Raw genomic sequence first — 11,789 nt, forward strand, 5'->3', positions numbered from 1 at the left:
AAGGCAGGTGATAGTGCTTGAAATTAACATTTGACAGATTACCAATTGACCATAAACCTGATAGTACAGAATACAAGTACAGAGTTTTAAATATGGGATTATTGAATACAAAGCATATTGAACAGCTTTTATATGTCATATCACATAAGGGGTATGCTTATAAAGATTGTGCTACTTGCGGAACAAAGCAAGCAGATTTTATAAGTCAAGAGTTATTAACTCTTGATTTTGATAGTGGAACAACAGTTGATGAAGTCTTAAAGCAGTGCGAAGAATACAACTTACTTCCAATGCTAATTTATTACACATTTTCCCATACAGAAGAACATCCAAGATTCAGAATGATTTTTCATTTAGATGAAGTAATTGAGGATTTCAGGCTTGCCAAGACTTTAAGACTTGCAATCAATGAATTATTTCCTGATGCTGACCAGATAAAAAATGTTACTCAAATATACCAAGGGTCAACTAAGGGAGAATATGGTTATAATCTCTCCCATTTTATTAGTCCTCATGATGTTATTTTAAAAGCTTGTCAGAAAATAAAGGATGGAAGTACCAATGGTAACTTTTCAAGAAACCTTAAAAGAAGGTTGTATTTGAAAAAAATACCTTCAAAACTCGTCCAAAAACATGGCAACTCCTATAATAATATTATAGGTCAGAACGGAAAATTGGACGAGTTATACACCTATGATTTTTGCCCTGTGAATGTAATAGAGGAAGAACCAATTTTAAACAATGAAAATTATGATTGGGATTTCCTCAATGATAATTGTGAGTTATGGCGAAAATCAAACACTGGCGAACATTGGATAACAGAACCTGAATTATTTTTCTTTGCATCTTCTTTAAAGGGTAAAAAAGGCAGCATTAAAAGATTAAGGCAGTTAATTGATAAAGCGATAGAATTACATCCACATTCTTATAACAATGCTCAAATTAGAAACCTTGAAAATGCTATCAAAAGTGCAAAACCTTTTTTCAGAAGATGTGATATGTTACCTTGTCCATACAAAAGTAACTGTAAATTTAATACTTTGTCACAATGTCAACCACTAAAACGTGGATATGTGCAACAGGTAAGATTTAATGAAACTATTTCTTTGGAAGAAGGTGAAAAGCAGTTAAAACAGGCAATAGAAACTGCTTTTACAAACAATAGTAGCTTTACGATTATAAAAGCACAAACTGGACTTGGGAAAACTACTGCAATATTAGATTATTTGAAAGAAAATAAAAAGTTGTCTGTTTGCTTGGCAGTACCAACACATAAATTAAAGGATGAGTTGTTTCAGAAGATAGAACAATATAATTTAGATTTTGAAGTCATTCCCGAATTGGATATTTCAAAATTAGAACCCCAAGAGCAGGAGCAATACAATAAATATTTGATAGTTGGCAATTACATTGAATGTAAACATATTTTGAACAACTCCAAGAATCCTGAAATTATGGAATATGTTCGATTAACAGACAATTTTAATCGTGGATGGCTTGACAGAGTAATTATTACTCATAAAAGAGCATTTTTAAAAAGCAGAATAACAAATGATGTACTGGTTATTGATGAAGATATTTTGTCAAAGTCAATAGAAACAGTAGACGTTGATGTGAATGACTTGATTAGTCTTAAAAATCTTGCAAATGATTCTGCGCTTGATGATTGGCTAAATTGTATATCTGATAAAAAAGGATTAATACAATTACATCCATTAAATCGAAAACAGGTTAAAAATATCATGGATAAAATTGATGATAATATAAACTTCAATGTTTACATGGTATTAAAATCAAGGTTGTGTTATGTAGAAGATAGCAGAGTTACCTTTGTTATAAAACATAGCCTTCCAAAATGTAAGAAAATTATTATTTTATCGGCTACTATTGATGATGTTATTTCAAGATGGATGGTTAAACCTATGAAAGTTGATTTTATAGAGATTCCCAGAATTGAACAAAGAGGACAATTACATCAATATATTGACTTACCTTCGTCAAGACACGCATTACAGGAAGGCGATTTGATTCAGAACTATAAAAGGATACAAAATATTTTACCAAAAGATAACATGCCTATAATAACTTTTAAGAAATTTGAAAATCAACTTTTAAAAAATGGCTTCAATGTAGTTGCTACTTTTGGAAGTACAGAAGGTTTAAATTTCTTGGAAGGGCAAGATATTGCAGTTATTGGTACATACCGAACCCAAGAGATACAGTATTTACTATTTGCTAAAATGCTTGATGATACGGTTGAAACAAGAGATTTGGAAACGGAAAACCAGGTTGTTGAATATAACGGTTTTAGATTTCATCTTTACACTTTTAAGCATCCAGTTGTAAGACAGGTTCAGCTATACATGATAAACAGTGAATTGGAACAATGTGTTGGTAGAGCAAGAATATTAAGGAACAATAATAAAGTTCATTTGGTGGCAAAGCTGCCTTTGGAAGATGCCATTATTGAAAATATTATGTAGAAAGGATGATGAAAATGCAATTTATAGAATTAGGAGAAACAACTGTAAAACAATTACATCAAGCAACAGTTACAACAACCTATGAAGATTATCAGCACTTGCAAGATTGTGTGAAATGGCTTGAAGAATTGACAACTGAACTAAATAAAGTAAGTGATTATGATGAAAAGAACAAGAAGTTCATAATTACTGCTTCAGCGGAAGATATAAAAAATCTTGTAAGTAAATGGTTTAACAAATAATTGAAAGGATGATGAAAACTATGACAGGTAAAGAATTTTTGAAGAAGGTTAGAAGGATTAAAAAAATTACAGACATTCATTGGCGTGTAGAAGGGAAGGATGTGTTAGACCCTGATTTGGTAAAAGTAGTGATAGTTGCTGATGGTGAAGAAATTGAAATAACATATCCATTACCACCAGATAAGACTGGTATTAATTTTATTCAATTCAGTGCAATGGCTTTGATAATAAATAAGTTCATGGAACAAATAGGAAATGACTTTAGAATAAATTTTATTGACGATATAGCAAATGCAATAAATTATTCAAGAAAACAAATTAAAGAAAGGGTGTGATTTTATGGACCATGTATTAGATGCAATTAGACCACATTATGAAGCCTTACTGGATTGCTTCTTGGAAGAACAAAAGACAGGGGAATATAAGAAGTTTTCCGACAATCCTTTTTATGATGAAGTAAAAGCCTTAATTGATGCCATGAACATTTTAAGGAAGTACCTGGGTTGGGAAACCATCAAGCTGAAGGATGAAGTTGAATTTTACTTATAAGATGAAAGGGGAATGTAAAATGTTAAAAAAATTAAATTGGAAAGAAGCTTATGCAGACTGGTTTGAAGATGCTGAACTTCCAGAAATTAAGAAGCTTAATTCTGAAGTGGACAAGCAATTGGAAGATTGGTTACCTGATGAAGTCTTTAATGAAATTTATATGAAAACTGCCGAATTAGAAGCACTTAACCAAGAAGCAGGTTTTGAAGCTGGATTCAGAGCAGGAATGATTGCAGCTTTAGAAGCTATTACTAATGCTGTAAAGGCTGAAGCCACTGCATAATATCCCTAAGAATTACACAATGGCTTCACATGGTACATATTAAATTCGCAACTTAATCTTATCATGTGAAGCCAATATTTTCAATATTGGAAGGATGGTGTGATTAATGCCCAATACGAATGTTACAAATCTTGAAACTTTGGAAGAAATTATTGGTAAGAAATTGTTCTTTGAAGTTATTGAAAAAATGCCTGGTGCAATATTCAGGCTGCCTAATAATGCAGAACATTATAATAAACAGCAGCGAAACAGACAAATTATTGAAGATTTTTATAGAGGAATGAATGTTCCTGAACTAATGAAGAAATATCAACTAAAAAAATCAACAATTTATAAAATCATAGAAAATCTTTAAAAACACTACATATAGTGTCTAATTTTGTACTAACATACTAAATATAGTGTTCTAATAGTGAAAATGATATCACATTTTGGTAAAATTATCTTAGGGCAAAGTATGCTTTAGGGGGTGAAATTCATGGATGCAAAGGTTAATAATCGCAAGGAATACCTTAAAAAGTATAGAGCAGAAAACAAGGAATCAATTAATGCTTATCAAAGACAATGGCGGGCTGAACATCCTGAAAAGGTGAAGGAATATAACCAACGATATTGGGCAAAGAAATTGCAGCTTGCATATTAATTGACAGAAAATGACTTGGAATGAACGAATTTTAGAAAAAAGGTGGTGGTAAACATGGCAAAGTTGAATAAAGAAAAGGTTGCAGTAAACCTTCTGACTTGTTCAACCTTAAAGGAAGCTGCTGAAAAGTCAGGAATTTCAGAAGCAACACTTTATAGGTTAAGGAAAACTGAAGCATTTCAGGATGTTTTGAAAGCGGTTAAAAACGAAATTTTCAATGATGCCATGCAAAAGGCACAAGGCTATACACTTGAATCATTGGAAGTATTGCGGAAGGTAATGAATGATGATGGTGCAACTGATTCTTCCAGAGTGAGTGCAGCAAGAACTATTTTAGAAATGGGTGTGACCATGTTTGAAGATGAAAATATTATTCAAAGGCTTGCTGAACTGGAAAGAAGGCTTGGTAGAAATGATTAAAAAGAAAGTGACACTAAAAAAGCAGATAAATAAAAAGCTTGATGAAATGGATGTTAAAATCCCAAACAACAAGCCTTATATAGCCTTTATCGGAAAACTTCCTGATGGTAGGTATGAAGTAGTTGAACATTATAACAGTACTAATTCACATGGCATCAATTGCACTTTAAAGTATGTTGAAAAAGTTATTAACACAAAGGAAGAATATTTTTCTCAAAACCCTGATTGCAATATATTTTATGGTGAAGCACCATTGGTGGAGGTTCTCAAAGACCTGGCTTATAATGACCCCTTGGAAATTGCAAAGCAGTTTTGAAAATTAATGTTCAAAAAAGAAAGGTGGAAAAAACATGAAAACAGAAATTGGAAACAAAGTTAAAACCCTGGTTGATACTTACCAAACAATCATTAAGAACATAACAGCAAAAATCAAATACTGTTTATTCGGATACTTATAAAGCAGAAGCTATTAACGTTCTTCAGAATGAAGCTATTGCAAATGATAAAGTTTTCAATGAAAAGCTGAAACAGATTATTGCAGAAGAAAAAGCAGCCATTATTGGTGAACCTGAAGCAAAGCCTGCTGATTATCAACTTCAAGTTGCCAATGCTTTAAAGTTTCTTGAATTGGCTGGCAGCAAGTTGAATGATGACCAAGCTTATAATATCCTTAAACCTTTCCAAAATGACTTTGAAACCATGAAGTTATTTCAGTCAGTTGTTGGAAATATGGTTCAACCTGATATGTTTAATCGCTTTGATAAAACCTTTGGCAAAACCAATAATCTAATGATGTTGGTGAATAGCTTTGAAATTGCAGAAAAGACAGTTGATAATTTATTTAATTCAAAAGATACCAGCTTAAATAGCGGTGTTAAACTTGCCATGTTTATGGATAGTGTTAGCAATATTGAAAAACTGGCAGATACCGTTGAATCTTAAAAGGAAAGGGGTGTAATTTGATATGAAATACCAGGATGATGCAGTAAATAAAACGGTAAATGGCTTTCAGGTTGGGGTAAGAATTGGTTCGCCAACACCTGATGGACTTAACCCAACTGATGATGGTTATGATTATTTAAGAAAAGTTGAACATGTTGGAACAGTAATGCAGGATGGACATTCCAATGCCATAAATCCAACACCAAAAGAAGAATAATGCCATGTTCAAAGCTGTACTGGTGGTGGACTTCCCTTCAGCATTGGTGCAGCTATTTGTTTTCAGGGGGTGGTTGTTATTGGTGGAAACATTGGATTTATTTGAATTCAAGCAGATAGTAAAGCAAGCAGGAGAAAATTTTTTAAATGAATTAAGAAAAGCAAATTTACTTAATGAATATGAGGGACAAGTTATTTCATCCATTCTCAGTGACATTATATGGTTCAAGCAAAGCTTAATTATGTTGAATGATGCTTCAGTAACAGCTAATAAGAAACGTGAAGCAGCGATATTTGTTAAGGGCATGAATGAAGCTTTTAAAAAGCTTTATGAAATGGTTGGAGAAAGGTGTTTTACCATTTTTTATAATTCCTATATTGAAGATAAGACAAGAAATGAAATAGCAGATGCTTTAAATATTGATGTTACAACAGTTACAAGGAATAAGAAAAAAGCTTTGCTGAAGTTATCAATTATTTTATATCCTGAACTTAGCATCATGGCTATGTTTAGATAGGCGCTGAAAGGGGTGAATTACTTGACTAATGAAGAACTTGTAAAAGCATATCAAGAAGGCAATCATTCAGCTTTGGATGAACTGATAAAGAAAAATACAGGGCTGGTCAAGTATTTTGTCTACAAATATTGTGGTGTTGCAAGTAAGGCATTGATTGACTTTGATGACCTGGAACAAGAAGGCTGGATTGCTTTTATAAAAGCAGTTGAAAAATATAGATTTGATACTGAAGAACCTGTTAAATTTTCTAAATATGCAGGCGAAGCAATGAAATATGGAATGCTTAGGTTCTTGAATTGTAATATTTCCAGGGTTAAAAAAAGTGATTCAACGAGTGACTGGATAAAAATGCATAGTATTAATGAGGTTGTGTCAGAAGATGATGACAGAAACCTTGAAGAACTACTTGCAGATGAAAGTTCAGAACAGCCTTTTTTAGAAGTTGATGAAGAAATTGACAATGAAATACTAAGGCAAGACCTATATGAAGTGCTTGATTCAGTATTTGGTAAAGAAACAGAATTCAATGGTGAAGATTTTAGTATTATGGATGTCAATTATTTAACCTTTAAGCTGAAAAATAGTATTACTGGCAGGGAAGTTCTTATTTTGCATTATGGATTAGAGGGGAAACCACAATCAATTGAACAAATAGGTAAAAAGTTCAATGTATCACACCAGTATGTTCAGCAAATTGAATTCGGTGCAATTAAAAAAATAAGAAATAGTGAAGCAGGTAAAGCATTGATGAAAAAATATCAGTGGAAAGTGTTAAGTTCACTGGAACATGAGAGGGACAAAATAAATGAATTTACTTCACCTGATAAAATTCTTGAAAAAATGGAAATAGTTGATGATTTACTGTATAAAATTCTTAAACAATGCTCTTAGAAAGGCGGTGAAAACAGGATGAATCAAAATATTGAAGTAATCAATAAACATTTGTGGGCGGTAAAGTTCAGCTTCCTTCCCTTCATATCGGAAATTGATTATAAACCTGATTCAGAAATACCAGCCTATGAAGAATTTGGGCGGGTAACCAATGATGGATTGCTTATTCTTAACAAGGATTATCCAGGGTATAAGATTTTTAAAGAATGGCTTCCAAAGTTGATGAAGAAAAAGGACAAGCAATTAAACAAGGAAATCAAAGCAGCACAAGCTTTGAAAAATAAAACAGATTGGCAAACAGTATATGCTGCAATGCTTCAGGTAGAAGCTGAAAGAAGAAAAAAGGAAAGGGGTGAAAAATAAATGGCAACAATAAGAACAGCTATTCAGATTCATGATGGTATGACACCAGGATTAAGAAGTATAACCAATGCTTTGAATATGACAATATCAAGCTTTGAAGCACTTCAAAATGCTTCTCATAATGCGGTTGATACTGCAAGTATTCAAGCAGCAAGGGCAGAATTAAACAGGGCAGAATTGGCTTTTAACGAGATTGAACAACAAATAAGAGAAGCAAACCAGGCACAACAGCAATTTAATAATGATGTGCGGAATGGTCAAGGGGCTGCTGATGGATTGTTGGGTAAATTGAAAAGTGTGGCAATGTCAATTGGTGCTGCCTTTGGTGCTAAAAAGATTATTGAATTGACAGATTCCATGACTTCTACAAATGCAAGGCTTGACTTAATGAATGATGGACTTCAAACCACAGAAGAACTACAGAATATGATACTAAAATCAGCAAATGCTTCAAGAACTTCATATATGGACACTGCTGCCGCCATTTCCAAACTTGGAATTATGGCAAAGGATGCCTTTTCAAGCAATGCAGAAATAGTTGCATTTACCGAACTAATGAACAAGAACTTTGCTATTGGTGGGGCAAGTATTCAGGAACAGACAGCGGCAATGTACCAGCTTACACAGGCAATGGCGGCAGGTAAATTACAAGGTGATGAATTCAGAAGCATTATGGAAAATGCGCCGCTTCTTGCACAATCTATTGCTGAATATATGGGAAAATCTGTTGGTGAATTAAAAGATATGTCCGCTGAAGGCTTGATTACTGCTGATATTATTAAAAATGCAATGTTTGCTTCTGCTGATGAAACAAATGCCAAGTTTGCTGAAATGCCAATGACTATTGGACAGATTGGAACAGTTGTTGGAAATACCTTACTTCAGACCTTTGAACCAGTGCTTCAGGGTATTGGCAGAGGGGCGCAATGGATATATGACAACTGGTCAACCCTTGAACCAATATTTTGGGGGCTTACTGCTGCTGTTGGTGCTTATGCTACAATTACAGGAATTCAAACTGCTGCGACATGGCTTTCTGTTGCTGCAAATAGGGCTTTAATAACAACAATGCTTTCCAATCCTGTTTTATGGATTGCAGTTGCCATTGGTGTTTTAATCGGAATGATTTATAAATGGGTTCAGTCAGTTGGTGGGCTTGAAATAGCCTGGAAGATTGCCATGAATGGAATCCTGACAGCCTGGGATTGGGTGAAAATCGGATTCTTCACAGGTGTTTATTGGGTTCTTGATTTATGGGATAAACTAAAGCTTGGAATCATGACTGCAAGTGTTGGAATTCAGAATTTCATGGGTGATATGAAAGCAGGTGTGCTGACTATCCTTCAAAATATGGTTAATAGTGCAATTGGAATCATCAATAATTTCATTAACCTGCTGAATAAGATTCCAGGGGTATCCATTAGTGCAATCCAGGAAGTAACCTTTGGAACAACTGCACAGATGGAAAATGATGCAGCCAAAAGAGCAAGGGAAGCTGACCTTCAGAATTACAGAAATCAACTTGAAGCTGGTATGGCTGCAAGGGATGCAGCACTTGAAAGGATGAAGTCAGATGCATGGGAAGCAGCCGCTAAAAGACAAGCTGAAATAAGTGCAGCACAAGCGGCAAATGCAGCCAAAGCAGCGCAAGATAATGACTTTTCATCTATGTTTAATAATGCTGAAGCAATGAAAAATTTAGCTGATACAGCAGCCAATACATCAAAAATGGCTAATTCTATGGAAATGAGTGAAGAAAGCCTTGAATATCTTCGTGATATTGCTGAACAGGAAGTAATAAACCGCTTTACAACTGCTGAAATCAAGGTTGAAATGGGTGGCATAACCAACAATGTAAGCAAAGATACTGACCTTGATGGCATAATTGATTACCTTGCAAATGGGTTATATGAAGCAATGCAGGTTGCCGCTGAAGGTGTGCATCTATAATAATGATAAGTACCCAAGGGATAGCCAAAATAAAGGCTATTCCTTGGGCTTTTTTTTGTTTATTGGGGAATATCAAATGTGTTATAATATATTTTGAAAGTTAATTTTCAAAGGAACGGTGATAAGGTATGTTACAACCAATACCCAAAATAATTGCTAAAGGAAAATATCTTGGTGTTAAAAGAGAAGTTGAAGTATTTCTTGAAGATGGTTTGCCGATTATTGAAATTGATGGTGAATATGATGAAACCATACAAAATAAATTTAATCAACTACTTAAAGAAGCACCAGCAATTGGTGGAACATATTACCCGCCTGAAAATAGTTTGTTGGCGGCTTACAGTGTTCTTGAATCAGTTTTCTTTGATGATGGTTCAATCCCAACAATTGAAGCTATTGGGGATATTGGGAAGATACCAACTTATGATTTAGAAGGTATTGTTTATTAAAAGCACCCCCTCATTTAATGGCAGACGTAATTTAACCAATGCTGTAAAAATTGAATTAGCATTATTACTTGAACCTTTGATAAAAGCACAAGCAAAAGAGAATCAATTATCAAGTTTAAAGCAAAATACCGTTTGTCAGAAATCTGACAAATGTAGATACCAAAAAAGAAATTGTAAAACTTGCAGGTGTTTCTCATGACACTGTAAATAAGTATAAGAAATTAAAAGCAGACACAATACAAAACTCGTCCAAAAACATGGCAACTCCTATAATAATATTATAGGAGTTGCCATGTTTTTGGACGAGTTATACATAACAAGCCCTTATAAGCTTGTATTTGGCTTTTAAGGGCTTGTTTTTTCTTGAGGGTAGAATTATATTGCCTTTACCCTTTAAAAGCGAATAGAAAGGAATTTGAAGCTTATGGAAATAAAAATTGATGAAAAGCAGATTGCGGAATCAATCATTAACGAATTAAAAAGACATAACCTATTGGGTGAAAAGCAGCAAAATGTAACAGTTGTTTATAATGCTGAATCACAGGATATTTTATATACAGTCAGTGAAGTTGCTGAACTTATAAAATGCAACACAAATTATGTATATCAGTTAATTAAAACAGGTTTGCTTCCAGGTTTAAAACTTGGGAGTATGAAGGTAAGAAGAATTGCATTGTTGGAATTTTTGGAAAAATATCAAGGATATGATTTGACAGACCCATCTAACATAAAGCCGATTGAACAGAATACTATTGATAGTTTAGCATAATTATGATAAAATGATGCTAAACTAATTAAGGGGTGAAAAATATGCCACATATCAGACCAGTTTCAGATTTGAGAAATAATTTTGCTGATATTTCAAGGGTGGTCCATGAAACTGCCGAACCGGTATTCTTGACCAAAAATGGTTATGGTGATATGGTTGTAATGAGTATGGAAGCTTATGAAAAGTTTAAGCTGGATATTTTGATTTATGAAAAATTAAAAGAAGCTGCATTGGAAGCAAAATCAACAGATGTAAGATATGATTTTGATGAGGTTTCAAAAGAAATGAGGGAGAAACTCATTGAAAAAATATAAGATTAAAATGCTTCCTGCTGCAAAGGTTGATTTGGGAGATATGATAGATTATTTGTCCAAATTTTACCCAAGCACAGCTTTAAAACAATATGATAGAATTATAGAAAAAATTAATGCTTTAAAAGAATTCCCATTTATGTATGAGGAATATCCAGTAGATGTGATGGGCTTTCGATACCGAAAGATGGTAGTTGATAAATACTTGATATTTTATGTCGTGTTAGAAGATACAATTGAGATTCACCGAATTATCAATTCAAGAATGGATTTAACAAAGATTATAAAATGATATATCTGACACCACAGAAAATATAAAAATGAATGAAAAAGTGATACGAAAATGATACGCAAAATTTCTGAAGCCTGTTTTTTTCATTGAAAATAGAAAAAATAATGGCTTGAAATGCAGTAAAATCAATAGGTGAAATTATTGAAAAAGACATAATCACAGAGTGGGAATAAAAAAGTGCCACCCAGTTGACAAGTGACAAACGTCAGCTGGGTGGAAGTTTTTTTATTCGTTTTCTCCATTTCCGGTGTCAGGCACCAAGGATGGAGAAAACTTTTTCACATAACCGTCCTCCAAAGCTGCCCGAAAGCTTTATAATGTTGTAGAATTTTACATTAATTAGAAAATAATAATGTAGAATATTGAATGCTGTCGTCAAAACGAATAAAATAATATTGTATATATAAGTACAAGCGTATAAATTATGATTAAATATATAATTACATGGGTGTAGTAAATAAATGGGGG

At 33.4% G+C, this 11,789-nt stretch carries 19 protein-coding genes; all 19 read left to right on the forward strand.

The window, feature by feature from the left end; genetic code table 11:
• The first annotated feature begins 17 nt into the window (after nt 1-17).
• On the forward strand, nt 18-2,483 hold the full coding sequence (locus B5D15_RS08595) for a DEAD/DEAH box helicase family protein (RefSeq protein WP_078696705.1): 2,466 nt from the start codon (nt 18-20) through the stop codon (nt 2,481-2,483).
• Between the two features lie 5 nt (nt 2,484-2,488).
• Nucleotides 2,489-2,725 (forward strand): hypothetical protein, encoded by a 237-nt coding sequence (locus tag B5D15_RS08600; protein WP_179122235.1) that lies wholly within the window; start codon nt 2,489-2,491, stop codon nt 2,723-2,725.
• A 20-nt stretch (nt 2,726-2,745) separates the two neighbouring features.
• Complete coding sequence (locus tag B5D15_RS08605; RefSeq protein WP_078696707.1) at nt 2,746-3,060, forward strand: hypothetical protein; 315 nt, start codon at nt 2,746-2,748, stop codon at nt 3,058-3,060.
• Nucleotides 3,061-3,064: 4 nt separating this feature from the next.
• Nucleotides 3,065-3,274 (forward strand): hypothetical protein, encoded by a 210-nt coding sequence (locus B5D15_RS08610; protein ID WP_078696708.1) that lies wholly within the window; start codon nt 3,065-3,067, stop codon nt 3,272-3,274.
• A 19-nt stretch (nt 3,275-3,293) separates the two neighbouring features.
• Nucleotides 3,294-3,557 (forward strand): hypothetical protein, encoded by a 264-nt coding sequence (locus B5D15_RS08615; protein WP_143287256.1) that lies wholly within the window; start codon nt 3,294-3,296, stop codon nt 3,555-3,557.
• 106 nt (nt 3,558-3,663) lie between these two features.
• Nucleotides 3,664-3,912, forward strand: coding sequence for a Mor transcription activator family protein (locus B5D15_RS08620; RefSeq protein WP_078696710.1), 249 nt, complete (start codon nt 3,664-3,666; stop codon nt 3,910-3,912).
• Between the two features lie 123 nt (nt 3,913-4,035).
• A complete protein-coding gene (locus tag B5D15_RS15430; RefSeq protein ID WP_179122236.1) occupies nt 4,036-4,200 on the forward strand; it encodes a hypothetical protein in 165 nt (54 codons plus the stop codon).
• A 54-nt stretch (nt 4,201-4,254) separates the two neighbouring features.
• Nucleotides 4,255-4,620, forward strand: coding sequence for a hypothetical protein (locus B5D15_RS08625; RefSeq protein WP_078696711.1), 366 nt, complete (start codon nt 4,255-4,257; stop codon nt 4,618-4,620).
• Nucleotides 4,613-4,936 carry a hypothetical protein gene (locus tag B5D15_RS08630; protein ID WP_078696712.1) on the forward strand — a complete coding sequence of 108 codons (324 nt, stop codon included), beginning with the start codon at nt 4,613-4,615 and terminating at the stop codon, nt 4,934-4,936. Before B5D15_RS08625 ends, B5D15_RS08630 begins: the two co-directional genes overlap by 8 nt.
• A gap of 311 nt (nt 4,937-5,247) precedes the next feature.
• Nucleotides 5,248-5,562 (forward strand): hypothetical protein, encoded by a 315-nt coding sequence (locus tag B5D15_RS08635; RefSeq protein WP_179122237.1) that lies wholly within the window; start codon nt 5,248-5,250, stop codon nt 5,560-5,562.
• 22 nt (nt 5,563-5,584) lie between these two features.
• Nucleotides 5,585-5,779, forward strand: coding sequence for a hypothetical protein (locus tag B5D15_RS08640; protein WP_078696714.1), 195 nt, complete (start codon nt 5,585-5,587; stop codon nt 5,777-5,779).
• Nucleotides 5,780-5,858: 79 nt separating this feature from the next.
• Nucleotides 5,859-6,296, forward strand: coding sequence for a sigma-70 RNA polymerase sigma factor region 4 domain-containing protein (locus B5D15_RS08645; protein WP_078696715.1), 438 nt, complete (start codon nt 5,859-5,861; stop codon nt 6,294-6,296).
• 21 nt (nt 6,297-6,317) lie between these two features.
• A complete protein-coding gene (locus tag B5D15_RS08650; RefSeq protein ID WP_143287258.1) occupies nt 6,318-7,187 on the forward strand; it encodes a sigma factor-like helix-turn-helix DNA-binding protein in 870 nt (289 codons plus the stop codon).
• 18 nt (nt 7,188-7,205) lie between these two features.
• Complete coding sequence (locus tag B5D15_RS08655) at nt 7,206-7,550, forward strand: hypothetical protein (RefSeq protein ID WP_078696717.1); 345 nt, start codon at nt 7,206-7,208, stop codon at nt 7,548-7,550.
• 297 nt (nt 7,551-7,847) lie between these two features.
• Complete coding sequence (locus tag B5D15_RS08660) at nt 7,848-9,500, forward strand: tape measure protein (protein WP_242948721.1); 1,653 nt, start codon at nt 7,848-7,850, stop codon at nt 9,498-9,500.
• A 128-nt stretch (nt 9,501-9,628) separates the two neighbouring features.
• Nucleotides 9,629-9,949, forward strand: coding sequence for a hypothetical protein (locus B5D15_RS08665; protein WP_078696719.1), 321 nt, complete (start codon nt 9,629-9,631; stop codon nt 9,947-9,949).
• 424 nt (nt 9,950-10,373) lie between these two features.
• Nucleotides 10,374-10,718, forward strand: coding sequence for a helix-turn-helix domain-containing protein (locus tag B5D15_RS08670; RefSeq protein ID WP_078696720.1), 345 nt, complete (start codon nt 10,374-10,376; stop codon nt 10,716-10,718).
• A 41-nt stretch (nt 10,719-10,759) separates the two neighbouring features.
• Complete coding sequence (locus B5D15_RS08675; RefSeq protein WP_078696721.1) at nt 10,760-11,032, forward strand: type II toxin-antitoxin system Phd/YefM family antitoxin; 273 nt, start codon at nt 10,760-10,762, stop codon at nt 11,030-11,032.
• Entirely contained in the window at nt 11,019-11,321 is a 303-nt protein-coding gene (locus tag B5D15_RS08680; protein ID WP_242948720.1) for a type II toxin-antitoxin system RelE/ParE family toxin, read from the forward strand. Before B5D15_RS08675 ends, B5D15_RS08680 begins: the two co-directional genes overlap by 14 nt.
• Nucleotides 11,322-11,789 lie beyond the last annotated feature (468 nt).

Origin of the sequence: Caloramator quimbayensis (genome assembly GCF_900167605.1) — a bacterium.
GTDB lineage: Bacteria > Bacillota > Clostridia > Clostridiales > Caloramatoraceae > Caloramator_B > Caloramator_B quimbayensis.